Raw genomic sequence first — 24,970 nt, 5'->3', positions numbered from 1 at the left:
GCTAAGGGATCGTTAACATGGCTTCAAAAAAGGGCATATCTGCCCAACGATTAAAAACAATATATAGACGCCAACTGGAATGCATGTGGGATTCGACATATACACCCAGCATACTGGCGACACCTCAGGAAGCGCCGTCTAAATCACGAGCGTTCATTCTCGAGCCTCAAAAACTAGCACGCGAGGTACATGTGCTATCAACTCCGGAACGCAATGCCGCTTTGCTTGGCCTCTACCATCCAGATGTCGTAGGCCTTCAGGAACAGCGCATGCTGTCACCGGAGACGATAGCACATCCACTCTGGAATATGCCTAATGTTGATCGTATAAACTTGCAGCCAATTCGCGGTCTAGTCGAAGTCGCTGAAGAAATGGGATATTTACATCTTCTGCCTCGCGTCAAAGTCCGTATGCCCGGTAACGAGGTAATTACTACAGTTTTTCCATGGATTGGCGATTTACTGTGGGCGATAAAAGATAAAAGTGGAAGAGTTTACTGTATCAACTGGTCAGTCAAAAGTGACTACCAGGACTTCAAGAGACCTCCTTTTAGAAAACCAAAACAACCTGCTGACAATAACGAAAATAGTAAACTTCTAGAGCGCCATGAAATTGAACAGCAATATTACAAGGGGGCAGGGATACGTACCTTGTTTATCAGCGACGACAAGATTGATCAGCATGTCGTAGCGAACCTGCGGCAAATATTTTTACATCACAGCCGCCCTGTCAATCTTACGGATCATCAAAAAAATGAGATTTTGAACAGATTCAAAATTGCTTTCGATACAGGTGTTCCTCCATCCCACGTAATTACAAGTTTTGTTGAGAGAAAAAAATATACGGAACACGAATGTAGAGATCTATTTTATCAAGCGATTTGGGCAAGAAAACTTCGTGTGGATCTTTTCAAACCAGTTTTAATCGACCTACCGATGAAACCTGAAAGCAGAGACGTGCTGGACATCTATGAAGACTGGTTCAAGGAGTTGCCATGAAAGTTGGTACAAAAATTATCGCTCCAGAGGGATGGGCGTCATTACCGAAAGGGCTTGAAATTCATTTTCTTAAAAGCAATCATCAAAATGGCAGAGTTCTACTGGTGCATTTTCAACTTAAGGAGAAGGGTCCGGCAAATGCAACTCTAATGTCTATGCCAAGAATCCAGTTTGAAGAAGGTGTTACCCTAAATAAAATAATTCCTTGCACCAAACAATCTACCCTTCCGCCCTGGCTTGAAGAACTTGAAGGTTTGGACTTATCACTGATAGATACCTACCGCACTAAAGATGCCACAACGTCGCATTACGATCGCGTCAACGAACGCTATCAGTTCATTGCTCCGACAGTGAATGACTTTGAAGATGTCATGAATGCCCAATATCCGCAAAAGGAAATTAATATGCGCGCAAGGCTTTGCTCTCCTCCTCAGAATGAATCCCGTTTCCGACTCTGGTTGCTTACCTATCTATGTTTTGGACGAAATATTTGGACGTTGTTACCTCCATTCCACAAAAGTGGGAACTGGGATCGCATGAAGTATCCCGATCGCAAATTTGGCGCTCCATCAAAAGCATTTGGTAATAATTACGGAAATGGAAAAAGTCTTGAACTGGCAAATAAGTGTGTCAAAAGCTTCCTTAAAAGAGCCACTTTGGGAAATTACATGACAACCATCTATCGCGAAGCAATGGCTTATGATTTTAACTGCAAAATAATAACGCAGAAAAATGGAATGGACCTTTACATAAGCTCAGATGGTTCTCCATTTCCTACCTATGATCAATTCAGGTACCAAGTGCAGAAAGAAATTGGCCTGGAGAATGTGCAGAAACAGCTGTACGGCGAAGTTCGCCATCGCACCCGTATTGCTGCATCAATAGGCAGGTTCAGCGAAGAAATCGCAAACCTTATGGAACGCGTTGAAGCGGATGCCTACTACTTAAAGGAAAAACCTGTTGGCTATATCGAAAAAACAACGCTGCCTCCTCTGTGCGTAGCTACGGGACGAGACGGACTTTGCGGCAGTTTACTTGGTATAGGTTTCAGTTTTGACAAAGAGCGTAGCACGGCTTATCGCATGATGCTGTTCTCGATAGCTGTACCTAAAGTTTATTTTTGCAATTTGTTCGGAATCAAGATTAGTCCTAACGAGTGGATGAATGAAGGTTTACCGGCATACTTTGCTATTGATAGAGGTCCAGGAGCACGCAAGGATCTTATCGAAGATCTAGAGAAGCGATTTCCGATTCGGGATATTGCGCCGTCCTGGTCGGGCCAATCAAAAGCGAATATTGAATCGTCCCATCCCCGTGACGTAAAACTTGAAGGTCAACCAACGTTTATCAACAGCAACCTGAATCCTGTAGAGCTAGCTAAAAGGGAAATCATGCGTATTATTACTTTTAATAAGTCAGCAAATATGGAAGATCGAATTGATCCTGAAGGCGAATTAGCGCATGTTGTTCCATCACCCAATGGGTTATGGCAGTTTTATAGCAGCAAGTATAGAAATGATTCCCAGCCTATCAGTATTGATGACGCTGTCCGTTGTTTCCTGACTCCAGTTGAATTCACTGTAAAAGAAGATGGTGTCTATCTCAAATCCAGAAAATTCTACTGCGAGGCACTGCGGGAAACAGGTCTCTTTGATATAGCCGGCATTACGAAGGTCCAAGGTTACATTCTTGATATGTGTGTACGCTATGTGTGGGTTGAGTTTAATGGGCGTCTGATTGAAACGCCAGCAATGTTAAGAATACGGGGAGATGAAGACACACTCTACATGTCTATTGCCGACTTAGAACAGTGGGATGAGCAACGCAAAAACATCTTGTCTGCCTTTCGCGTGCATAGACAGGCAACAAATTCCGAGATGATGCGAAGATTTAAGAACTTAACTGGTAAAGAATTTAATCCTGGAAAAAGATTTCCTGGCAAACCTAAAAAGAATGCAGTTTCTGGAAATGAAGCAAATGAAGTAATGCATTCAGCATCTAAGAATTTTTAGGTTAGGCCAGATGCCTAATAACAAGAATAATCCGTGGGCTGATAGATATCTTCCTTTTCTAGATCCAGCCTACATCAAGACAATGGCTGAAGTTAAACCAGATCCAGTGGAAAATCTTCTTGAAACCACCATAGAATTAGCTTGCAGTCGGCTAAAATACTCATTGGAAGCAGCTTTCTATCCAACTCGGCAATGCGTCGAGGTTCTGCAGCGACTTGTTGGCGTCACATACGCCAGTGCCGTGGAGACCTACCCTAGCAATCAAGCATTCATTTCAAGAGTTTATGATACCGAAGATAAAAAAAATGACTCTGATAAGTTCACGAGGCCTATCTGTCTTACAGGCCTGTCAGGCATCGGAAAATCTGAGATACTGAAAGCTTTGATACGAATTGCCGGGCAAGAAACCTACGTTAAAGTTGATGCTAATCATCCCCCTTTCCAGATAAAGGGGCCTCGCTTAATGACATTAAAAACACTTAGTACGCCTATTCAAGTAGCCAAATCACTATTTAATGTCGAAGTAAATGCTGCCACGTTAGCCAGCCAATGCAGAAAAAAAGCCTTTCAAGATGGAATTCCATTTTTTATGGTTGATGAATCACAATTTGCAACCTCCAGTACTACTGCGAATGCACGCATCACACAAATACTGCTTTCGCTTTCATATATTCAAATCCCATTCTTATTTTCAGCGAATTTTAGTCTCTTGCATCGTTTACTTTTAAGATACGATGAAGATAGACAGCGGTTAACTGCCGATCCAATTTTTCTTCTACCTGATGCATGGTCAAGTGAATGCTGGATAAAGACTCTTCAAGCTTTAATAGACGTGGCGCCCGATATTTTAAAAATTGACCCTGAAAAAGATGCAAAAAAACTGCATGGTTGGACAGCGGGACGAAAGCGTGCATTGGTTGATCTAATTATGATCGCTTTTCGCTATCAACATATTAGCCGCAAAGAAGTTGATATACATGCTCTTGAGCGAGCTTACCTTTCCAGTGAGTTTACTGATTATCGTAATGATTCTGAAGCTATTGCAAACCAAGCCACCTTAAATCAACCCAATAAAAAAAGAAAAGATCTATGGTGCCCATTATCAGTTCCAAAGGTTACTGATAATCAACATCCAGATGATCACAAAACGAATCGGCAGGAAACTGTTGCTCACATTGAACTAACGTCCTCACTCACACCGAGTGAAAGAGATGCTCTTAAAGAAATTGATGGTCTTGTGAATAACGCTCAGAACAAAACTGTCACTGCTAAAATTCCAAAAAATGTAAAACAAACTAGCCAGGATTTACTTGAAAATGCAGCCAAGTTCCGGGAAAGCATAGGGTTATAAATCAACATCATAAAATACTGTTGAAGCTTTTGGTTACTGATTTATGGAACATTCGGCTAGTTCACATTAATATCATCCGTAAATTGATAACACCTGTCAAAATTGCTAAAGTAAAGCATGGAAGATAAATTAATAATCAGATCAGCAGAGTTTGACCAAGCTATTTCAACACTTTTATCTCAAGCAAAAATTCCACCGCTGCCAAGATGCCGATTGTCAGTAGCAATGGCAGGCATATCTATCGAACATGCAGATAGCATAAGAATGCTGATATATTCCAAGAATTTCACGTCAGCCATGACCCTACTTAGGTCTCAGTTTGAAGTAACCGTGCGCAGTATTTGGCTGTTCTACGCAGCGGATGACGAATACATAACAAAACACGATTCCCCACTGACCGTTGGGAATGACGGATACTCTGATGGTCCAGATGTTGCGAGAATGTTAAGAGATTTAGAAGTAAAACCTAATGCCCCCAAGCAAGCCAGCGTAAATCTGTCAGAGTTTAAATCACAGTCATGGCGAGCATTGGGTTCATATATTCACGGTGGGAAACATCCTTTAAAAAGAAAACAAGATGGTTATCCTGTCCATTTACTTACCAGTGTCTTGCAGCAATCAACCGGATTATTGCTCATGGCCGCAATGACAGTAATAGCCATGACTGGTGACCAAAAACTGGCTGATAAGTACTGGAACTTACAAAATGAATATAAGGATTGCTTAGCTCCTTACATTCCGAAACCAACTTAATAAATATTTCGTGATTAAGCACTCATTCTACGCCATTCAAGTCATGGCAATTCAATCAGTATGTTAGGCATATAATAACCTAGAGACTCGCATGGAGACGGAAATGAATGCTGAACATATAGGGACTAGCTTAGACAGTTTTCTGGCAGAAGAGGATTTGCTAGAAGTGGCTACCGTTATTGCAGTAAAACGTACGATTGTTTGGCAAATAAAAAAGGAAATGGAGCTACAGAGTATTACAAAAACAAATATGGCTAAAAGAATGAAAACCAGCCTTGCTGCTGTTGATAGATTACTGGATGAGCCTAATACTCATCTAACTCTAGCAATGCTGGTCAAGGCAACCGTTGCCCTTAATAAAACAATTAGAGTAGAACTAACAGACTTATTGTGACATCAGAATTATATTCACATTAGGCAGCTAAATCCGCAAAGCGGACACAATCAATATAGTAGTCACCAGTGGACGGCCTCGTTATGAATTAGTTGCAAGAGCCACATTGATCGACTTCAGCACGTCATCGTCTTTTCCTAGCGCCACCGGGAAGCCACTGACATTGAGTATCTTACTTTCAATCGAAATAACAAGCCTATCGTCTTCCACAGTTAGGTCAAAAATCTTGGATCGCTCTCCTAAGATTGATCGGGCTAAGACGTTGAAATTAAGTGAGGGATCGCCACTTTTGAACCTTGCGTGCGCGGGTGCAACGACTGAAAGCAAAAGGTCTCTCAATGCGTCAGCCTCACAAATTACTTCTGCATTGGACGCATCTCGAATGCACCGCACCACATCTCCATAGGCATTTTCTACATCCTTTTGAGAAAGTTGGCTGAAACAGTCAATTTCACTTACAGCAGCGCTTGGCTTTCCAATTGAAGTAAATTGATCTGAACTTAGGTAGTAAGACTCGATAGAGCCTCTCCGCAAAATAAAGAGGCCACAATGTTCCAATAAATCGAGTAATGCAGTGAATCGGGATTTTATTGCTACCCAAGCACCATCAGTGGCCACCTTATATAATTCGATATCATCAGTGGTGAAAAGTGCACAAAAAGTAGAGCGACGCCTTGCCTGCTCTTCCTCGCCGGTGCTTCTGTTAACCCAATACGGATGTAACTCGGCTCTACCCACGATTTCATTCCACCGACGATCGACTAAGTTACAGAAGTCACCGAATATTGCCCCCGCCATCTGATTAGCAGATGAAAAACCTAGGGTACTTGCTCGTGCATCAGCAGCAGGATTGTCGTTGAGAAAGGAGTTAGTTAATTCTATCCCATCAGAAATTCCATCTGCATCTGCCAGCGCAACGGGCGTCTTTCCGAGTAGCCGCAGCAACTTAGTAACAGTCGGCATTTGCCCCTTACCAATAACTGGAAGAAGTTGTGACCCAGCAGCCTCCAAATGCATATCTAATTTAGCTGCAAGAGCGCTACAAATGATTACATCAGATGGCCCTTCAACAAGTAGAGGCCGCTTGGAAAACAGTGAAAGCTTGTGCTCTTGACCAAGTCTGGCAATTAAACTTTGCACTTTCTTGCTTTTCAGTTCACCTGCATCAGCCGGAATTTGTACAGGGTCGACCATTAGGTCGTAACAGAAAACGAGAGATAACAGATCTTCTGGGCTTTGAATTTGCAACATCTCCGTGGAGTGTGTCGCAATAATTATGATTTTTTTGTTTACTCCGACCGCCGGATGTCCAGCAACACTGAGAATCTCTTTCAGAAGAAATGCTTGCAATTGTGGATGTAAGGACACTTCGGGTTCATCAAGAAGTAACGCTCCCACTTCATCATCGTAAAGTGCCGCCAGTATCCCGACTAAGTGCATGAGACCTGAAGCCTCTCTGCCTGAAGAATATGGCTTTGCATCAATATCAAGCCGGGAATATGAAATCTTCAGGCTTCCCGCATCCCATTCAATAAGAATGGTCTCTCTTAAATAGCTTTCTGAGTCTCTCCTGAATCTTTATCAGGATATCGGCACGCTCCGCTAGCGTTTGAAAATCTCCGGTCAAAGTCTCGATTTGGTGGCGACGAGCTGTATCACTTTTGCTTCCATAAGTCGCACTGTCGTAGTTAGGGGTACCACCACGATGGCCATCAAAGTCCGACCTGAACTGTTCCAACATCCCCATTCGACCCGCAGAGAGGAATCGCACGCGCTTACCATTTGTGTACTGATAGAGACTATTTTTCAGTCCCCGAAGTAGATGCGTTTTTCCCGATCCGTTAGGCCCAAGTAAAACTGTAAGCCCGCGGTTCAACGTGAACGAGCGATTGAAGTTTCCATTGTGGCTGTTGATCTCTGCTGTAAGTTGCAATGGGAAACTCAACGGTAACTCTCCTTATGAATAACGTTTAAAATCGTCGGCGGTGCGCAGCTTCATCGCGCAGCATCCGGTGGATGATGGGTTAGACGGCATTTGCCTCATTGGACAAGAAGCGATCTTCTGCCTCAACAACTATGTCGGCAAGAACTGCTAACTGCTGTTCGATTAATTGTATCGCTGGCAATTTGTTCCAATCAGCATCAGCAAAGTGAAGCTCGTCGGAGGTAATCATGTCGGCTGACTCTGCTGTCTTCTTCTTAATGGCATTAAGCCTGCGACGTCGCTCCATCCACAGGCGAATCCGTTGGCGCAGCGGGTACACCAAGTCTTCAAAGAGTATCTTGGGTGAACGGCAGTACCAAGGCTGGCCACGAAGAACTTCAACAGTAACTTCGTCATGCATTATTAACGCCTCGGTAATGGAAACACCGACAATTCGATTGACGATGGCTGGGCCGACCTTAAGCACATAATTCCTTTGCTCCAGTAGGAACTTACCCAAGCGTTGTCCCCTCAAGATATTCTGTTGTTCAATGTACCAGGTGTCAAACCCCGGAGCGTGCGAAAACTGGCTTTGCAAGTGAAATGTGACGCTGCGGCAGAAAACAATCGCGCCTTCAAGGTTCGTTGAGATAGTGTGGTAATCATTGCGATCGGCTCTTCGTGCCTGCTCAAGGAAGAGGCGCGCCTTGGCAAGAGTCAATGAGGCCGTTGATTGCATCTTGCGGTTATTTCTGCTGCCAACAGTTAATAAGAGACCCATAGATCTCTATACTAATAATTGATATTTTATGTTGCATGGCCGGAGCACCCTAATTTTTCTTAGTTTTATTATTTTCCGGTCTTTATATTAAGATATGAATATAAAGACGCAGCTTAACATAATTAATTGTAATTGAATTTTAATATCTATTGAAATTTATTGAATATATGAATGGCGGCTTTGTCCCGCATTTCTGCTTAATCCCCATAGCGGACAGCTAATGTGTTAAGTGAGGGATGCGAACCGTAAGCGGAGCATTGCTCCTAGCTAACGAGCTAGGCCACAATTTTAGCCACATGCTCGTCATTAGGATTGCTTTGTTAGGCGTCGGTGATATTTGGCAATTTTAACCAGTATTTCAGGATCACCACTTTCTTGCATAAAGTTTATGACACAATCGCGTGTGGCAACATCTTCAATCAGAGGCAAATTGTCTGCCAATTCGAACGCAATACCAAAATCTCGGCTCATCATATCAATCAACAAATCTGCACTAAATTTTTTTAATGCAGTTTTGTTTTGCGCGACCTCACGAACCACATCACAATGGGAATCATGAGCCAGTTTTTCTAACATTGAAATAGGAAGGCAACTTTTTCTGGCGACGATACAGCGCATTTGACTTGCTGAATGGTTAGCCGCTTCGGCAAAGAAGTCAGCCAAAACAGGCTTATCATCCAATTCATACATAATACTTGTTGCCTGATCATGGGTAAGTTCTATTGAATGTTCCGAGTTGATTGATAAGGTAATTCTCATAACTAATCCTTTACTGTTATTTGAACAGTCATGAGTTTAGGTGAGGTGTGCGTCATAATGTGACGCACGTGCAACATAATTATTCGTCGCGGGATGATTAAAGAACACCGCTGCTTTTTAAGGACATGACAGCTCCTTCAATACGGGATGCACTTATCCGCCATCTAGTGAAAAGGAGAGTTCTCGTCACATTTTACCCCTTAATAACGCTTCTATTCTTTGTAATTTCGACTGACGGTCAAAAAAGTTCAGATGCTAGCGCATCCCGCCCATATGACCCGCGTTACTCAAAATTACACTTCATACCCTAATTGGGGTCGTCTCAGAAAACGGAAAATAAAGCACGCTAAGCCGGTTGCAGCGGCCGTAGCGGCCTGAACTTGCCCGCGCCGATCTTGGCGCTGCTGCGCCAGAGGTAATCGCCGGTCAGGTTGATGTGCTCCCAGCCGAGCGGCGACAGGTACTGCAACAGGCCGTCATCGACGGCTTGACCGTGGCCACGCAAGGCGTTCGCGGCCCGCTCCAGATAGACCGTGTTCCATAGCACGATGGCCGCCGTCACCAGGTTGAGGCCGCTGGCCCGGTAGCGCTGCTGCTCGAAGCTGCGGTCGCGGATTTCCCCCAGGCGGTTGAAGAACACGGCGCGGGCCAGCGCGTTGCGCGCCTCGCCTTTGTTCAGCCCGGCATGCACGCGGCGGCGCAGCTCGACGCTTTGCAGCCAGTCCAGGATGAACAGTGTGCGCTCGATGCGTCCCAGCTCACGCAGGGCGACGGCCAGGCCGTTCTGGCGCGGGTAGCTGCCAAGCTTCCTGAGCATCAGCGAGGCCGTCGCCGTGCCCTGCTTGATCGAGGTGGCCATCCGCAGGATTTCATCCCAATGGGCGCGGACGTGCTTGATGTTGAGCGTGCCGCCGATCATCGGTTTCAACGCCTCGTAGGTGGCATCGCCCTTCGGGATGTAGAGCTTGGTGTCGCCCAGGTCACGAATGCGCGGGGCGAAGCGGAAGCCCAGCAGGTGCATCAACGCGAAGACGTGGTCCGTGAACCCTGCCGTGTCGGTGTAGTGCTCCTCGATCCGCAGGTCGGATTCGTGATACAGCAGGCCGTCGAGCACGTAGGTCGAGTCGCGCACGCCGACGTTCACGACCTTGGTGTGGAACGGCGCGTACTGGTCGGAGATATGGGTGTAGAACGTCCGCCCTGGGCTGCTGCCGTATTTCGGATTGATGTGGCCGGTGCTCTCGGCCTTGCTGCCGGTGCGGAAGTTCTGGCCGTCCGACGATGACGTGGTGCCGTCGCCCCAATGCTCGGCGAAGGGATGTCGGAACTGCGCGTTGACCAGCTCGGCCAGTGCCGCCCCGTAGGTTTCGTCGCGGATGTGCCAGGCTTGCAGCCAGGCCAGCTTGGCGTAGGTCGTGCCGGGGCACGATTCCGCCATCTTGGTCAGGCCCAGGTTGATCGCGTCGGCGAGGATCGTGGTCAGCAACAGGTTTTTGTCCTTGGCCAGGTCGCCTGACTTCAGGTGGGCGAAGTGCCGGGTGAAGCCCGTCCATTCGTCTACCTCCAGCAGCAATTCGGTGATCTTGACGTGCGGTAGGATCATCGCCGTCTGGTCGATCAGGGCCTGTGCGGTATCGGGCACCGCCGCATCGAGCGGCGTGATCTTCAGGCCCGACTCCGTGATGATGGCGTCCGGCAGCTCGTTGGCCAGCGCCATGCGGTTGACGGTGGCGAGCTGCGTTTCCAGCAGCGTCAGCCGGTCATGCAGGTACTGGTCGCAATCGGTGGCCACGGCCAGCGGCAATTCGCTGGCCTGCTTGAGGCTGGCGAATTTCGCGGGCGGCACCAGGTAGTCCTCGAAGTCCTTGAACTGGCGCGAGCCTTGCACCCAGATGTCGCCGGAGCGCAGCGCGTTCTTCAGCTCCGACAGCGCGCACAGTTCGTAGTAGCGCCGGTCGATGCCGGTGTCGGTCATCACCAGCTTCTGCCAGCGCGGCTTGATGAACTCGGTCGGCGCGTCGGTGGGCACCTTGCGGGCGTTGTCGCTGTTCATGCTGCGCAGCACCTCGATGGCGTCGAGTACGTCCTTGGCGGCGGGCGCGGCCCGCAACTTGAGCACGTCGAGAAATTCCGGCGCGTAGCGGCGCAGCGTGGCGTAGCTCTCGCCGATGCGGTGCAGGAAATCGAAGTCCTCGGGTTGCGCGAGCCGCTGCGCTTCGGTGACGCTCTCGGCGAAAGCATCCCAGGACATGACGGCCTCGATGGCGGCGAACGGATCGCGGCCCGCTTGCTTGGCCTCGATCAGCGCCTGGCCGATGCGCCCGAACAGCCGCACCTTGGCATTGATCGCCTTGCCGGATGCCTGGAACTGCTGCTGATGCTTGTTCTTGGCGGCATTGAACAGCTTGCCCAGGATGCGGTCATGCAGGTCGATGATTTCGTCGGTGACGGTGGCCATGCCCTCGATGGCGAGCGCCACCAGGGTCGCGTAACGCCGCTGCGGCTCGAACTTCGCCAGGTCGGCGGGCGTCATCTGGCCGCCCTCGCGGGCGATCTTGAGCAGCCGGTTCTGGTGAACCAGCCGCTCGATGCCGGAGGGCAGGTCGAGCGCCTGCCACGCCTTGAGGCGTTCGATGTGTTCCAGCATGTGCCGCGAGTTCGGTTTGACCGGGGATTGCCGCAGCCAGGCCAGCCACGTCGTCTTGCCGTTGTCGCGGCGCTTGAGCAGATCGTCGAGGCGACGGCGATGCACGTCCGTCAGCGGCTCAGCCAAGGCGTCGTAGAGACGCCGGTTGGCGCGGGTAATCGCTTCGGCGCTCGCCCGCTCGACGGCGTTGAGGGCGGGCACAATGACCGACTGCCGCCGCAGGTGCTCGATCAAGGCTCTGGCCAGCACGATGCCCTTGTCGGTTTGCATGGCCAGCTCGGTCAGCAACTGGACAGCCTGCCGGTAGTGGCCAATCGTGAACGGCTGGAAGCCGAACACCGTTTGCAGCTCGACCAGGTGCTCGCGTCGGGTCTGCTCACGCTGCCCGTACTCGTCCCAGCTTTCGATGCCGACCTTGAGCTGGTTGGCGACCAGTCTCAGCAATGGCGGGAACGGTGGCTCATCAGCGCCAAGGATGACGCCGGGAAAGCGCAGGTAGCAGAGCTGCACCGCGAAGCCCAGCCGATTGGCCGGGCCGCGCCGCTGCCGGATGATGGAGAGGTCGCTTTCGCTGAACGTGTAGTGACGGATCAACTCATCCTTGGTGTCCGGCAACGCCAGCAGGCTTTCGCGCTCGGCGGCGGAGAGGATCGAACGGCGGGGCATGCGGTTTCCTTCTTCTTGAAAACGTAGGTTTGTGACAAGCCCGCCAAGGCAACCGGCGCGGCACGGGAATCAAGGCATTGCGATTCTCGAAAATAGTTCTTGAAATTCTATTCTTGATTGCATATCATCTCAACGAGTTTCGATAAGAAAGGATGCCCATGCGACCGTCTGTTGTGCTTGACATGAAGCGAAGCGCAGTGCGTGAAGCGGTAGGCCGCTTTCGCGCCGCGAACCCGCGCGTCTTCGGCTCGGTGCTGCATGGCACCGACCGGGATGGCAGCGACCTCGACCTGTTGGTCGATGCGCTGCCCGGTGCCACGTTGTTGGACTTGGGCGATTTGGAAGAAGAACTGAAATCGCTGCTCGGCGTTGACGTCGATCTGCTGACTCCCGGCGACCTGCCGCCGAAGTTCCGGGCCAAGGTGCTCGCGGAGGCGCAACCGATATGAGCGAGAACCGCCTGCCCGATTACCTCGACCACATTCAGCAGGCCGCAACCGATGCGCGCAGCTTCGTGGAAGGGATGGCCAAGGACGACTTCTTGGCCGACAAGCGCACCCAGCAGGCCGTCATCATGAGCCTGATCGTCATCGGCGAGGCGGCCACAAAGGTGATGGATGGCTACGTCGAGTTCACCCAGGCGCATGCCGACGTGCCGTGGCGCAGCATGCGCAATATGCGTAATCGCATGGCTCACGGCTATTTCGACATCAACCTCGATGTGGTGTGGGAGACGGTACAGGAATGGCTGCCGGCGTTGCTCCAGCAATTGCCCGCCGTGCGTCAGGATGCCGACGATGAAGACCGTAACGACAAAGGCATGGAGCCATGACCAATCAAGCCGCCGATGTTCGGCCCCTCTGGCGTGTTCGATCCCGCGACCTATGAGCCGCGCTCGGGCAAGACCTTCTGGATGGCCGCAACGGACGTGAGTTCGCTGGTGGGCAAGGAGGCAGCAGCCGACACGCTCATCGGCAACTGCACGACCGCACGACCAGCCTCCCGTTCAAATTCGAGTTAGAACTCATCTCCAGCCTGTCTGGGGGCACTGTGAAAGAGGGATCTCCGATGACTGTTGAATCGAGAATATTTTCTGTAGCCGAGTATGTTCAGCCGTCCGAAGGCGAGCCTATTCGTTCCGTTGTGCTTGAAACCCGAGACTCAATTATCGTGGTTTGGCATGTCCATCCCGGGCAGGAAATTGCGGCTCACATTCATCCTCACGGCCAAGACACGTGGACTGTTTTGTCGGGAATGGCTGATTACTTTCAGGGCAATGGGATTGTTCGTGCCCTCAGGGAAGGTGAGATAGCCGTGGCAAGACCGGGCCAAGTGCACGGGGCGCGAAATACAGGTACCGAGCCATTTGTGTTCGTCTCGGTTGTGGCATCAGCCAATGCCGGTTTCGTATTGGCTGAGCGATAGAGCCCAATCTCTGGAGTTGGTCCAATGAGCGGTCGGGGAGATGGGTAACAGACATGCAGCGGACACGGCTGCTAAACCAGGTCGCAAACCTCCTTGCGTCGCAGCGTGCCGCAAGCGACGCGATCAATCGAATGGGGTCGGCATGAGACTGAACACCATCCAGTTCCCGACCGCGTAGCCGCCTGTCCTGCCGATCAGGTCTTGACCATCGACGCCTGGGATCAGTCCTGAATGTTCTTGGAGACCACTACGTTATGAGCCGCAGCCGCCGCAAAACACCCATCGTCGGGCACACGACCTGCGGCAGCGAGCGCGAGGACAAGAAGCTCTGGCATCAGCGCTGGCGCACCCGTGAGCGCACGGCGCTGACCAGCGCGTCGCCCGAAGCCCTGAGCGCCCATCTGCCCCTGCTGGAAAACCAGGCCAGCAGCGTCTGGTCGATGGGCAAGGATGGCCGCTCCTACTGGCCCGTCAAGCGCCAGGCCGCCACGGCGGATCGCATCGCCAATCACAAGGGACGCAACCCGCAAGAACGCGCCTCCCTGAAAAAGCGCCTGCTGCGCAAGTGGATGAGCAAATGAAGCTCTCCTTCCATCAGCACATTGCGCTGTTCTGGATGATCGGTGCTCCGGGCGTCTTCGCGCCCGTGATCGAGAACGCCAAGCGGCCCGATGCCGGCGCCGTCATGGCGTGGGGTGTCGCGATCGTGGCGGTGATGATCCTCTTCACCCCTTTGCTGCTGCGCTGTCCACCATTCCGGCGCTGGTATGGCCGGACGGATGCGCTGTCGGAGCGGCAGCGCCAGGCGCTTGCCGAGCGCGGCCTGCGCCGCTACTACCAGACCGCTTTCGATGACGGCTACGTGCCCCGCGTGATGCCCTACGTGTGGCGCATCATCTGGACGGTCGGCGGGTTGATGGCTGTGACCGCCGTACTGCCTACCAACACCGGACGGCCAGCCTTCGATGCCTTGGTGGTCTTCTCGACCTGGTATCCGATAGGCGTGATGCTGCTGGTTTTCGCGTCGAGGCCCCTTGGCCGGTTGATTCGCCAAAGAGCACAGGAGCGGCGGAAATGAGCACGTCAACCATCGAGGCGCTGGCCAGCGCCTGGGCAAGGATTGCCGAGGAAGCGGAATTCCCCGCTGACTACGAGGGGACTGCCACACCACAAGCGCATCGGGCTAGCGAAGCTATTCAGGAGCAGATTCGGGAGCGCATCGTCGCCACCAACGACATGCGGCTGTTCAGCCTGCTGCACCTGCTGGGTCAGGCGTCGCTGCGCATGGAGCAAGCGCTGTGGCCGGAGGATTACGAGCGGATGACGCGCGAGGTTGAGGAAGCCCTGCGGCAAGCCACCGACGCCAACGCCAGATCGTACACCCACGAAGAAGTGATGCAGGCGATGCAGGAACGCATCGACCGGGCGCGAGACAAGCCATGTTGATTGGCTATGCGCGCGTCTCGACGCAGGATCAGAACCTGGAGCTGCAACGCGAAGCCTTGAGCAAGGCCGGATGTAAAAAGGTCTTCGAGGACAAGGTGAGTGGCACGCGGGCAGACCGGCCTGGCTTGGCCAAGACGCTCGAAATGCTGCGCGAAGGCGATACTTTGGTCGTCTGGAAGCTCGACCGGCTGGGCCGGTCGGTCAAGCAACTGGTCGATCTGGTCGGCGATCTGCACAAGCACGGTGTCCAGTTCAGGAGCCTCACCGACTCCATCGACACCGGCACACCATCCGGGCGGTTCTTCTTCCACGTCATGGCGAGCCTTGCCGAAATGGAGCGCGAGCTGACCGTCGAGCGCCCCCGCGCCGGGCTGGAAGTCGCCAAGCAGCTCGGCCGCAAAGGCGGCCGCAAGCCGAAGATGACCGACAGCAAGATCGAGTCGGCCAAGAAGCTGCTGGCCAGCGGGGTGCCGCCCAAGGACGTGGCCAAGAACCTCGGCGTGTCCATTCCGACGCTGTACCGCTGGGTGCCAGCCTCCACGCACGCTTAGCGTGCTTTATTTTCCGTTTTCTGAGACGACCCCTACCTGCAGCATTTGCTTTAGTTAATGGGGTATCGAATTCCTTCATCGATACTGCAATTCCTTTGTTTGTAAAATTGGCCAGAGCCTTGGCATCCTCACTAAGCGTTACTTTGGAGGATTCAGTGGCTTGAAGTGGTGGCGTATTAGCTTTATCTGAATCTTGCTTGCTCGCTAGTTTTTCAAAGACTCTGATGTTGTTACTAATACCATTGATTAATGACATTGCTATTCTCTCCAAGTGGAATTTCATAAGCAATCCTAACTAATTAGAGGCTCAAGCTATTTCCAGAGTAAAAGAGATCTTTATGCTTATTTCCACTCGGAAATTAAAAAAACTAATTGACATTTAGATTTAGTAGCTTAATAATATAAAAAACCAACCGGTCATCTATTTTTAGTTATGCCACGTCCAGTCAATTTTGTTGTTAGAGAAAAGATTTTATCCGTAGGGCAAGAATTCGTTCAAGCTAATGGATTCAATGCATGTTCAGTCCAAGATATTGCGCAAGCAGCGAATATCCCTAAAGGGTCTTTTTACAGCTATTTTGAAAGCAAGGAGGCTTTTGCTGTTGAGATATTGCAGGCTTACTGGGCAGGAATTTTAGAGTCAGATCATTTGGTAAATGGTAGGGCCACAACCCTTATAGAGCATTTTGACGCATTGGCAAATTACCATGAGGAGAATTTGTTTGTTAAGGGGTGTTTATTGGGAAATCTAGCTTTAGAGTTAGGTGGAAACAACGCTGTTGTTAGAGATACTTTGTTAGAAATTTTCATTGAATGGAAAAAGCTACTTTTAACCAAGGTCCAGGCTGAGTTTCCAAATAAAACTGAAAATGAGCTAAATCAACTGGCGGATGTATGCATATCAGGATTTGAGGGTGCGGTTATGCAAGCCAAGTTGCTAAAAAGTAATACCCCATTCTTAAGTTTTAAAAATATTTTTTTGAAACAAATTTTGAAGTAAATTTTTTTAAACATTTAAATAGTTGACCAGTCGTCTTTTAAAGGAGATTAAGATGCAAGAAAGTAAGAGTATCTATGTGGATCCGGCAAATCCAGTATTGCCAAAAAGCCAATTCGAACTTGATATTAATCGTGTTGCATTAGTGGTCGTGGACCCGCAAAACGATTTTCTTACTCCGCAGGGGGTAAGTTGGCCTTTCGTTGGAGAATGCGTAACCGAGAACAATACAGTTTCAAATATCGAGTCACTTTTCAAGGCAGCAAAAAAAGCTGAAATAACGGTAGCAGTGTCCCCTCATTTTTACTATCCGGTAGATCATCAGTGGGATTTTGGAGGGCCATTGGAGCATGTAATGCATGACATTGGTATGTTCGAAAGAAAGAGCCCCTTAAGTTTGGAAGGTTTTGAGGGATCTGGAGCAGATTTCCTGGAAATATATAAGCCTTATATTCTTGATGGAAAAACAATCATTGCTTCTCCTCATAAGGTTTATGGGCCTGAAAGCAATGATCTTGCACTTCAGTTAAGAAAGAAAGGTGTAACACAAGTTTTGCTAGCGGGTATGGCGGCAAATTTGTGTATTGAATCACACTTGCGTGAGTTGGTAGAGCAAGGTTTTGAGGTTGCTGTCGTTAGAGATGCCACTGCAGCGCCAAGAGTGCCAGAAGGAGACGGATACTTGGCCGCGTTAATTAATTTTAGATTTATCGCACATGCGCTTTGGACTACTGACGAAACCCTCAATCAGTTAACTAGTAAAACTAAATAGCTTATTAAGGGAGATGAGCATGGTGGAACGTGTCGTAGCATCTGAGGAAAGTAAGAAGGCTGTTGAGCTTTTAAAGGAGCAATATGGTGACTTGATTTTCTTTCAGTCATCAGGTTGTTGCGAGGGTAGTACTCCAATGTGTTACCCCCAAAACGAATATGCGATTGGCCCCAACGATATCCAGATTGGCTGTGTTGGAAGCGTTCCATATTTCATGTCCAAATCTCAGTATGAGTATATGAAACACACTCAGTTGATCCTTGAGCTGGAGGTTGGGAATAACAATACTTTCTCATTGAATGCACCTGATGGACGCAGCTTTGTTACTAAGTCTAGATTATTTACTGACGAAGAGTGGAGCGCTTTGGTATTAGCGTTGCCTGAGCTAGCTTAAGTCAGGATGGAGGCGGGGAAAGATTATTTTCCCCACCTTTCAACATGAGTATTCATTGGCATGCAGATGATTGGCGGGAAGAGCGTGAGACATTTGAAGCTAATTAAGATTGCTATTCCAACGGGTTTTGCCAGTTCAATTACTAGTGCACAATTTTTGCTTTCCCATTTTGGTTTTGAAAAGGTAACCTTGGGTACTTGGCTAAGTGGTTGGTTATTTTCTTGGATTATTTCTATCTTAGTGTCCTTGGCATTTTCTCAATTAATGTAGGGCAGTAAGGTTAAATATCATGATGGGATACCTATGATATTGCTGTGTTGTAAACTAAGTCGGAAATCAAGTCTCTGGAGGCATTGTTGGGATGCCATCTATGCTAATACTGTTTTTTGTAATCCAGTATTCCTCTAATTCATTAGGTGTTTTTTTCGACACCCAGTCGTTAAGTTGTTGTCTCTCGCCCTGGTAAGCCATATAAGGTATGGCCATTCCGCAAGAGGTTTGTATGAGATCAATCTCAAGGTCAAAAATTTGACGAGCGCCTGGCTGAGATGGTAATAGTTTGCACAAGGTATCCCATTCAAAGTCTTTCGTATTGATTACTTTTGCCGAGCCATAAAGACGCAGAATCAGAGGCGGACCATCAAAGGACGTGAACATGATTGTCATTCGTTGGTTTCGACTCACATGGGTTGCTGTGTAAGCGCCAATTTCTACACGCCTTCTAATTCAAGTCTTATGATGTAATCATGTTATTCACAATAAGATGGTTACAGAGACGACATTTGGATGTCTATTAATTCAAACAAACTAGGCAAAAGATGTTTATTGAGAATTTTTAGATCACTCCGATTTAGAAGTCGGTATTTTCTCTTTTGCAGGTCAAGAGATGGTATTACGTCAAAAAATACAAATGCCTTTGAATTAGATGATTTGCTATGCGGTGTAACTCAAGAAAATGTGCATCCACGTGTTAATTTGGGACCACCGAAGGGTAAAGAGCTTCTTTAGTTTAATTCACTCGCCTCGGAGCGAAGTCTCTCGCAATAAAAGGCCTAGCTTTTCATAAGTGGCTTGAGTGATTTGTTTGCAGGTTTCAGCTCAAGCTCCTTAAAAGCCAGGTATCAATGCACCCCTGAGTTTTTGCAATAGGTTGACGCAGTTTGAACGCCTTAGTGGCTGCATTTAATCTGAGTTTGAATCTTCGCATAACTCTCTGTCTGAGTTTACGCCACCCCTCCATAACTTATTGCACTTAATATCTTCTGAATTTCTACCAGTCCAGAAGATGATTCAGCGACAACTATAGGAGCCGCACCCAATAAGTCATGATATTGATTCAGCCAAGACTCTGCCACTGACTCGGAACCAAAAGTATCAATAGCCAAAGCACGAACCTGAGCTAGATTTCCTACAGAGTCATATTCCATATTAATCTCCTATATTGGCCCTACTATCAGTCGGACAGGCTCTCCACTGCGTCCCCTGAAAGTCCTGACATTAAGATAGCATCTTCTTGCTGCTTTGATAAATTTGAAAGCATCATATGTAAGCCTCTTAATAGGATTCAAGACTTGACCCAAAATATTCTGCCCCGTTTAACGAAAAAGTGAGCTCTACATTCCTCGCGCAACCAAACTGATGGGGATAGCGTAGGCAAGCCTCCATCGTCAATTTTTAGTGACCATCTAGGTTTTGCTTCCTGGATTAGAGGGAGCTCAATAGTTTGCCCACAACCACAGGGACATTTCATATTAATGCTCCAGTTCTCACCTCCATCACGCAATAGTACTAAATTTCTTCTTGGCAGCTTTTTTGGGAGTTCATTGTCATATACCAGTAGACTCCTAGAAGGAAGAATGGCATCACTAAATTTTAGAATCCATAGTGGCCATCTCATTTAGTTAAACTCCTCTTTACCAAGAAAGGGAAGTCCTAGTAATGGCTCTTCATCGCCGCTTGCTATAAAGGGGGACTCTCGCTTAGTAAACTCACTCTCCCTCGTGTGCTCTTCAATAGCTTCTGCAAGCATGAATCTAGTTCTTACATAATTGTCGTTAGGCTCCTGCCTAAAAGGATATGAGCGAGCAATAAACTCCATAACACATGCACTTGCGGCACGCATATTAAGTGTGATTACTGCTGGAGCCTGCTCTGGCATGCCCTCAATATAGCCTCTGCGAATTTGATCCGCATGAGCTTCAGGATCAGACTCAAGTAATGCTTCAGCTTGCAAATTAGCTGAGGTGTAGACATTTCGATCAAACAAACTGCTACTATCTGGATAAACATAGTCAATTCTGCCAACCACTTCGTCTACTGCAAGCTCGCCATTCTCAAGGCTGCGAGTAGATATACCTACGCCAACATCGAATAGCGGTAACAAAAATGACTGGGCTGCACGATCCGCTACGCTACGCGGGCGAAGCTTATCTACACAAGAAAATATCATGTCTGCTTCAGCTAATGCCAATACAGCTTTGCGGGATAAAACATTTGCATCTACTGGAACTACATATGGTTCATTTCGGTATTGATTGGCGCGATCAGAAAAAACTTGAACCTTAGGTAGCCCTCTATCGGCATCGGCTTTAATAGTATTCAAGATGCGATTAAGGTTTTTGTGTTCAACCGTATCATATTCAATAAGAATAACTCGGCCAAATCCTAACCGGCATATTTGCTCAGCTACAATCGACCCGGTTCCTGAAACTCCAATCACCGCAGCAGTCATTCTGGACAATTCAAAGGTCATTTCACTTGTGAAGGGGATATATTTTGCTTGGCTTAGCAAAGTTGTTTCGCCTTTGAATATACGAGCCAGAAGAATAGGTCTCTTGTTAGTAGCAGTGCCCACGTTGTACTGTCTTTTTGGTGTGAATACAATCATGCTCGGCAGCAAGGTGAAAGATGTCGCTATTTGGATGCCACTTTGGATATTGTTAGGTATTTTATTTTTATCGAGCAAACCCAAAATGGCAAGCACTTTCAATTTGCAAAAGGTAAGTGTGTCTCCTCTTTTGCGTATCGGGCATGGAGTCTCTGGGCTGTTGGTTAGCGCATATGTCGCGTTCCATTTATTCAATCATTTGTTCAGTTTGTTTGGTGAGAGCGCTCATGCACAAGTAATGGAGATGGGAAGGATTGTCTACAGGTCTCCACTTATTGAGCCGTTACTAGTTCTTGCTCTGTTATTCCAGGTAGTTACCGGAGGAATTTTGGTTTGGAAGTGGAGTGCGCAAAAAACAGACTTTTATAGATTATTTCAGTTGGCTACAGGTGTATTTCTTAGCATTTTTATCTTGTCACATTTAAATGCGGTATTTATATTTGCTCGTACATTTGCAGGAATTGAAACGGATTGGAGTTTTGCGACCGGAGATCCCGTGGGCATGCTTTATGACCCATGGAGTGTACGCCTAATACCACATTACGCATTTGGTGTATTCTTTGTGCTAGCACATTTGGGCTCTGGGTTGAGAGTTGTGCTCCTTGCACATGCGGCCGCGGAAAGAAAAGCAAACAATGTTTTATTTGCTACTGCAAGTTTTGCCTTCCTTATATCTTTGACCATCATGCTGGGTTTAAATGGTGTTCGATTTTAGGTGATGTTGAGTGGGTCGATTGAGTTGCTCTGAACGCTAGTGTCAACTCAATCGACGGTATTTTGACGGCGCAAAGCCCAGAAGCTTATGTATTTGCTGAGATTATGATCAACCTACAGGAAGCCTTTGGACAAACTCAAACATTAACTACTCACTCTGTGATTGTTTAGCCTTGGTCCGTTTTCTTACCATCTCTTTAGCATGGGCGGCACCTGTTGCTTCGACTATTCCAGCTGGATTTCCATCTAAATCTAAACGAGTAGCCCCTTCTTTACACGCTTGCCAGTAACGAGAGCTTTTGCACCAAGTTTTTATCGCCAACTGTAAATCTTCCTTGGAAATGCCAATCTCTTCGGATTGCAATTGGAGATTTTCAAGAATGCCGATTTTTAAAGGTACTTTTGGGGTTGGGTTTTTCGGGAAGGCTTTAGGGTAAAGCCTCTGTAGCTTACCAATGATTAAGACCACAGGATCGACAGGATTAGTGTTTTTGGTTTTTGCTTTATTTGCTGATTGCTCAGACTTCTTTTCTTCAGCAAGTTGCTTCTTGAGTGCGGCGAGTTGTTCGAGGCCCATGGCAATAATGTCAACAGGTTGTTTTTCTTGAGGCGAATTTTCTAACAGATAGTTACGACGATGCAATCTATTTAATGTAATTTATTTAGTGTTGCTCAAGGCGAGTGTCAAAATTGATCCTCCTTGAAAAGGGTTTCTATCCAATAGCCTTTGAGCAGTAGTTCAATCAATCGTCTGAACAGTGTCATACCTAGTTAATAGTGTTTGAGAGACCCCAAACATAAGCAGTCAGCAAATGAATTTGCTCCGGACTGAATTTTTCTTCCCAGGCTGGCATCTGGTTGGTTTTACCTTCGTGAATACGCTTGATAATCGCGGCTTCACCCTGGCCATGCAACCAAGTGTTGTCTGACAGGTTAGGTGCACCAATCATCTGGTTACCTTTGCCTTCAGGGCCGTGGCAAGCTGCACACACGACAAACTTGTCTTTACCGGCATTGGCACGACCAGAGTCATGAATACTGCCAGACAGACTTAATACGTAGTTAGCCACGTTTTTCACGTCTTCTTCGCTACCAACAGCTGCAGCCATCGGCGGCATCATGCCGATACGACCACCAGTAATAGTTTCTTTAATACGCTCTGGGCTACCGCCATACAACCAGTCAGTATCCGTCAGGTTAGGGAAACCACGGCTACCTTTGGCATCTGAACCATGGCAAGCGGCACAGTTGTTGAGGAAAATACGTTTGCCGATATCACGGGCTTCAGAGATCTTGGCAACGTCCTCTACAGGCATGGCTGCGTATTTTGCATATAGTGGTGCAACCTTCGCATTGTTTCTTGCAACTTCAGCTTCGTACTCGCCAATTTGGGTCCATGACCACTTGCCATTAAAGTCACCAAGCCCAGGATATAGATACAGGTAACCGAGTGAGAACACCACAGTAATTATAAATAACCATACCCACCATCTTGGCAGCGGATTGTTCATTTCTTTAATGCCGTCCCACTCGTGGCCATTGGTGTTGTCGCTGTCCAGCGGTACTTTGATACGGCTTGCAAAAATCAGCAAGCCTACGCAACCGGCGATCCCCCCTAAAGTAATGGTCGAAATCCAGATCGGCCAGAATCCATTTACAAAATCATTCATGCTGTTTTCCTTAATCTGTCCGCTGGTATTTAGTCTTGCTCAAATGGTAGATGCTGTGCATCCTTAAACTGCCTGGAGTCGCGATTGAACCAAGCCCAAAGTAGGATTGCTACAAATAGAACAAAACTCACTACGGTAACTAAAATGCGAAGAATATTTATGGTGTCCATGGTGTGTATTCCTATTTGAGGTAAGTGCCGAGTACTTGCAGGTATGAAACCAGTGCATCCATCTCGGTTTTCCCTTTGATTTCTGCGCCAGCCGCCTTGATCTGCTCGTCGGTGTAAGGCACTCCAACTTTACGTAGTGCGGCCATATGATCACCAATACTTTCATGATCAACCAATGTCTCATTTAAGAATGGGTATGCTGGCATGATGGATTCTGGAACCACATCACGTGGGTTGTTCAGATGAACACGGTGCCAGTCATCGCTGTATTTGCCACCCACACGGTGAAGGTCAGGACCTGTACGCTTACTACCCCATTGGAACGGGTGATCGTAAACATACTCACCAGCCACTGAGTAGTGTCCATAACGCAGCGTTTCCGCGTGGAACGGGCGAATCATCTGTGAGTGGCAGTTGTAGCAACCTTCACGCAGGTAAATGTCACGACCAGCCAATTGCAGCGCAGTGTAAGGCTGCAACCCACGGATAGGCTCGGTCATGGATTTCTGAAAAAACAGGGGGACGATCTCAACCAATCCCCCCATTGAGATTGTGATGAATGTGAGTACGATTAGAAGAAAGTTATTGGTTTCAATCTTCTCGTGCAAGTTATTGCTGGTTTGATCATGTGATGCCATTTTTAATCCTTAGGCGTGTGCTAATGCATTGGGTACAGCGATAGTGGCTGGTTTGCCACTGCGGGCAGTTTTGATCGTGTTCCAAAGCATCAAAGCCAGGCCACTCATGTATAAGAAACCGCCAAAAGCACGAGTAATGTAGTATGGAGGTTTAGCTTTCACACTCTCAACGAAGGTATAAGCCAATGTACCGTCAGCGTTCATCGCACGCCACATCAGGCCTTCCATCACGCCAGAGATCCACAACGCAGCGATGTACAACACCACGCCAATCGTTGCCATCCAGAAGTGCACTTCAATCGCTTTCACGCTATACATTTGTTTCTGACCGAACAAACGTGGAATCAGGAAGTACAGGGAACCGATAGAAATAAAACCAACCCAGCCCAAGGCACCAGAGTGCACGTGACCAACGGTCCAGTCAGTGTAGTGAGACAAAGCGTTTACAGTCTTGATCGCCATCATCGGACCTTCAAAGGTACTCATACCGTAGAAAGACAGGGAAACAATCAGGAAGCGCAAGATAGGGTCTGTGCGCAGTTTGTGCCATGCGCCGGACAAAGTCATGATACCGTTGATCATACCGCCCCAGCTTGGTGCAAACAGAATCAGTGATAACACCATACCTAAAGACTGAGTCCAGTCAGGCAATGCGGTGTAATGCAGATGGTGAGGGCCCGCCCACATGTAAGTGAAGATCAGTGCCCAGAAGTGCACGATAGACAGGCTGTAAGAATACACTGGACGCTCAGCTTGCTTAGGCACAAAGTAGTACATCATGCCCAGGAAACCCGCTGTCAGGAAGAAACCAACTGCGTTGTGACCATACCACCACTGCACCATCGCATCTTGTACACCTGCGTAAGCAGAGTAAGACTTGAACCAGCCAGCCGGGATCGCTGCACTCTCAACAATATGTAATAGGGGTCGTCTCAGAAAACGGAAAATAAAGCACGCTAAGCCGGTTGCAGCGGCCGTAGCGGCCTGAACTTGCCCGCGCCGATCTTGGCGCTGCTGCGCC

The 24,970-nt window shown here is 48.3% G+C and carries 30 protein-coding genes and 1 pseudogene; 17 read left to right on the top strand and 14 right to left on the bottom strand.

Annotated elements, in window-relative coordinates; all coding sequences use genetic code 11:
* The first annotated feature begins 17 nt into the window (after positions 1-17).
* The 5 genes from A391_RS0102685 to A391_RS0102665 all read left to right on the top strand — a co-directional run bounded on the left by A391_RS0102685 (position 18) and on the right by A391_RS0102665 (position 5,508).
* Positions 18-998: a hypothetical protein gene (locus tag A391_RS0102685; RefSeq protein ID WP_019897113.1), complete on the top strand. Its 981-nt coding sequence runs from the start codon at positions 18-20 to the stop codon at positions 996-998.
* The gene (locus A391_RS0102680) at positions 995-3,010 is read left to right on the top strand and encodes a hypothetical protein (RefSeq protein ID WP_019897111.1); all 2,016 of its coding nucleotides are present in this window, start codon (positions 995-997) and stop codon (positions 3,008-3,010) included. Before A391_RS0102685 ends, A391_RS0102680 begins: the two co-directional genes overlap by 4 nt.
* A gap of 10 nt (positions 3,011-3,020) precedes the next feature.
* Positions 3,021-4,361: a hypothetical protein gene (locus tag A391_RS0102675; protein ID WP_019897109.1), complete on the top strand. Its 1,341-nt coding sequence runs from the start codon at positions 3,021-3,023 to the stop codon at positions 4,359-4,361.
* A gap of 117 nt (positions 4,362-4,478) precedes the next feature.
* A complete protein-coding gene (locus A391_RS13645; RefSeq protein WP_019897107.1) occupies positions 4,479-5,114 on the top strand; it encodes a DUF6988 family protein in 636 nt (211 codons plus the stop codon).
* A 103-nt stretch (positions 5,115-5,217) separates the two neighbouring features.
* Positions 5,218-5,508 carry an XRE family transcriptional regulator gene (locus tag A391_RS0102665; protein ID WP_029143948.1) on the top strand — a complete coding sequence of 97 codons (291 nt, stop codon included), beginning with the start codon at positions 5,218-5,220 and terminating at the stop codon, positions 5,506-5,508.
* An 81-nt stretch (positions 5,509-5,589) separates the two neighbouring features.
* Here the strand turns inward: A391_RS0102665 and A391_RS13640 are convergent, their stop codons facing one another.
* The 5 genes from A391_RS13640 to A391_RS0102645 all read right to left on the bottom strand — a co-directional run bounded on the left by A391_RS13640 (position 5,590) and on the right by A391_RS0102645 (position 12,285).
* The gene (locus tag A391_RS13640; protein WP_198291924.1) at positions 5,590-6,948 is read right to left on the bottom strand and encodes a TOPRIM nucleotidyl transferase/hydrolase domain-containing protein; all 1,359 of its coding nucleotides are present in this window, start codon (positions 6,946-6,948) and stop codon (positions 5,590-5,592) included.
* A gap of 88 nt (positions 6,949-7,036) precedes the next feature.
* A complete protein-coding gene (locus A391_RS14735; protein WP_336884727.1) occupies positions 7,037-7,441 on the bottom strand; it encodes an AAA family ATPase in 405 nt (134 codons plus the stop codon).
* Between the two features lie 91 nt (positions 7,442-7,532).
* Positions 7,533-8,213, bottom strand: coding sequence for a hypothetical protein (locus tag A391_RS0102655; RefSeq protein WP_019897103.1), 681 nt, complete (start codon positions 8,211-8,213; stop codon positions 7,533-7,535).
* A gap of 306 nt (positions 8,214-8,519) precedes the next feature.
* A complete protein-coding gene (locus tag A391_RS0102650) occupies positions 8,520-8,972 on the bottom strand; it encodes a hypothetical protein (RefSeq protein WP_019897101.1) in 453 nt (150 codons plus the stop codon).
* A gap of 346 nt (positions 8,973-9,318) precedes the next feature.
* Entirely contained in the window at positions 9,319-12,285 is a 2,967-nt protein-coding gene (locus A391_RS0102645) for a Tn3-like element ISPa38 family transposase (RefSeq protein ID WP_003100881.1), read from the bottom strand.
* Positions 12,286-12,443: 158 nt separating this feature from the next.
* Between A391_RS0102645 and A391_RS0102640 the strand changes: the two genes are divergently transcribed.
* The 11 genes from A391_RS0102640 (at position 12,444) to A391_RS0102590 (ending at position 18,140) form a co-directional block, all read left to right on the top strand.
* A complete protein-coding gene (locus A391_RS0102640) occupies positions 12,444-12,734 on the top strand; it encodes a nucleotidyltransferase family protein (RefSeq protein WP_001247892.1) in 291 nt (96 codons plus the stop codon).
* Entirely contained in the window at positions 12,731-13,117 is a 387-nt protein-coding gene (locus A391_RS0102635; protein ID WP_003100872.1) for a DUF86 domain-containing protein, read from the top strand. The genes A391_RS0102640 and A391_RS0102635 overlap by 4 nt, the downstream gene beginning before the upstream one ends.
* 236 nt (positions 13,118-13,353) lie before the next feature.
* Positions 13,354-13,710, top strand: a complete 357-nt coding sequence (locus tag A391_RS0102630; RefSeq protein WP_003465043.1) for a cupin domain-containing protein — start codon at positions 13,354-13,356, stop codon at positions 13,708-13,710.
* Positions 13,711-13,964: 254 nt separating this feature from the next.
* A complete protein-coding gene (locus A391_RS14270; protein WP_003100858.1) occupies positions 13,965-14,291 on the top strand; it encodes a hypothetical protein in 327 nt (108 codons plus the stop codon).
* Complete coding sequence (locus tag A391_RS0102620) at positions 14,288-14,788, top strand: hypothetical protein (protein WP_003100856.1); 501 nt, start codon at positions 14,288-14,290, stop codon at positions 14,786-14,788. Before A391_RS14270 ends, A391_RS0102620 begins: the two co-directional genes overlap by 4 nt.
* Positions 14,785-15,156: a hypothetical protein gene (locus A391_RS0102615; RefSeq protein WP_003100853.1), complete on the top strand. Its 372-nt coding sequence runs from the start codon at positions 14,785-14,787 to the stop codon at positions 15,154-15,156. Before A391_RS0102620 ends, A391_RS0102615 begins: the two co-directional genes overlap by 4 nt.
* On the top strand, positions 15,150-15,707 hold the full coding sequence (locus A391_RS0102610) for a recombinase family protein (protein WP_019897068.1): 558 nt from the start codon (positions 15,150-15,152) through the stop codon (positions 15,705-15,707). The genes A391_RS0102615 and A391_RS0102610 overlap by 7 nt, the downstream gene beginning before the upstream one ends.
* Before the next feature lie 433 nt (positions 15,708-16,140).
* A complete protein-coding gene (locus A391_RS0102605; protein ID WP_019897096.1) occupies positions 16,141-16,707 on the top strand; it encodes a TetR/AcrR family transcriptional regulator in 567 nt (188 codons plus the stop codon).
* 52 nt (positions 16,708-16,759) lie between these two features.
* Complete coding sequence (locus tag A391_RS0102600) at positions 16,760-17,476, top strand: cysteine hydrolase family protein (protein WP_019897095.1); 717 nt, start codon at positions 16,760-16,762, stop codon at positions 17,474-17,476.
* A gap of 19 nt (positions 17,477-17,495) precedes the next feature.
* Entirely contained in the window at positions 17,496-17,870 is a 375-nt protein-coding gene (locus A391_RS0102595) for a DUF779 domain-containing protein (RefSeq protein WP_019897094.1), read from the top strand.
* A gap of 60 nt (positions 17,871-17,930) precedes the next feature.
* Complete coding sequence (locus A391_RS0102590; RefSeq protein ID WP_157261319.1) at positions 17,931-18,140, top strand: hypothetical protein; 210 nt, start codon at positions 17,931-17,933, stop codon at positions 18,138-18,140.
* Between the two features lie 66 nt (positions 18,141-18,206).
* Here A391_RS0102590 and A391_RS13635 read toward each other — a convergent pair whose 3' ends face one another.
* The 4 genes from A391_RS13635 to A391_RS13630 all read right to left on the bottom strand — a co-directional run bounded on the left by A391_RS13635 (position 18,207) and on the right by A391_RS13630 (position 20,757).
* Positions 18,207-18,527, bottom strand: coding sequence for a hypothetical protein (locus A391_RS13635; protein ID WP_157261318.1), 321 nt, complete (start codon positions 18,525-18,527; stop codon positions 18,207-18,209).
* Between the two features lie 566 nt (positions 18,528-19,093).
* On the bottom strand, positions 19,094-19,297 hold the full coding sequence (locus tag A391_RS0102580; RefSeq protein ID WP_019897085.1) for an antitoxin Xre/MbcA/ParS toxin-binding domain-containing protein: 204 nt from the start codon (positions 19,295-19,297) through the stop codon (positions 19,094-19,096).
* A gap of 137 nt (positions 19,298-19,434) precedes the next feature.
* Positions 19,435-19,620: a DUF6527 family protein gene (locus A391_RS14750; protein WP_423793884.1), complete on the bottom strand. Its 186-nt coding sequence runs from the start codon at positions 19,618-19,620 to the stop codon at positions 19,435-19,437.
* 147 nt (positions 19,621-19,767) lie between these two features.
* The gene (locus A391_RS13630) at positions 19,768-20,757 is read right to left on the bottom strand and encodes a ThiF family adenylyltransferase (RefSeq protein WP_019897082.1); all 990 of its coding nucleotides are present in this window, start codon (positions 20,755-20,757) and stop codon (positions 19,768-19,770) included.
* On the opposite strand from A391_RS13630, the gene A391_RS0102565 reads away from it, so the two are divergent.
* On the top strand, positions 20,756-21,472 hold the full coding sequence (locus A391_RS0102565; protein WP_019897080.1) for a hypothetical protein: 717 nt from the start codon (positions 20,756-20,758) through the stop codon (positions 21,470-21,472). The genes A391_RS13630 and A391_RS0102565 overlap by 2 nt on opposite strands.
* A gap of 147 nt (positions 21,473-21,619) precedes the next feature.
* On the opposite strand, the gene A391_RS0102560 is transcribed toward A391_RS0102565, so the two are convergent.
* The 5 genes and pseudogenes from A391_RS0102560 to A391_RS13625 all read right to left on the bottom strand — a co-directional run.
* Positions 21,620-22,114, bottom strand: coding sequence for a ProQ/FinO family protein (locus A391_RS0102560; protein WP_019897079.1), 495 nt, complete (start codon positions 22,112-22,114; stop codon positions 21,620-21,622).
* Positions 22,115-22,238: 124 nt separating this feature from the next.
* The gene (gene ccoP / locus A391_RS0102555; protein ID WP_019897077.1) at positions 22,239-23,141 is read right to left on the bottom strand and encodes a cytochrome-c oxidase, cbb3-type subunit III; all 903 of its coding nucleotides are present in this window, start codon (positions 23,139-23,141) and stop codon (positions 22,239-22,241) included.
* Positions 23,142-23,170: 29 nt separating this feature from the next.
* Positions 23,171-23,311, bottom strand: a complete 141-nt coding sequence (locus A391_RS0102550) for a cbb3-type cytochrome oxidase subunit 3 (RefSeq protein ID WP_019897075.1) — start codon at positions 23,309-23,311, stop codon at positions 23,171-23,173.
* An 11-nt stretch (positions 23,312-23,322) separates the two neighbouring features.
* Positions 23,323-23,949: a cytochrome-c oxidase, cbb3-type subunit II gene (gene ccoO, locus A391_RS0102545; protein ID WP_019897073.1), complete on the bottom strand. Its 627-nt coding sequence runs from the start codon at positions 23,947-23,949 to the stop codon at positions 23,323-23,325.
* 9 nt (positions 23,950-23,958) lie between these two features.
* Positions 23,959-24,873 (bottom strand): annotated as a pseudogene (locus A391_RS13625) (cbb3-type cytochrome c oxidase subunit I); the annotation flags it as partial.
* Between the last annotated feature and the right edge of the window lie 97 nt (positions 24,874-24,970).

This window comes from Methylotenera mobilis 13, from assembly GCF_000384255.1.
GTDB lineage: Bacteria > Pseudomonadota > Gammaproteobacteria > Burkholderiales > Methylophilaceae > Methylotenera > Methylotenera mobilis_B.
The sequence above is the reverse complement of the archived record's forward strand: the minus strand, read 5'-3'. Positions and strand labels throughout refer to the sequence as shown.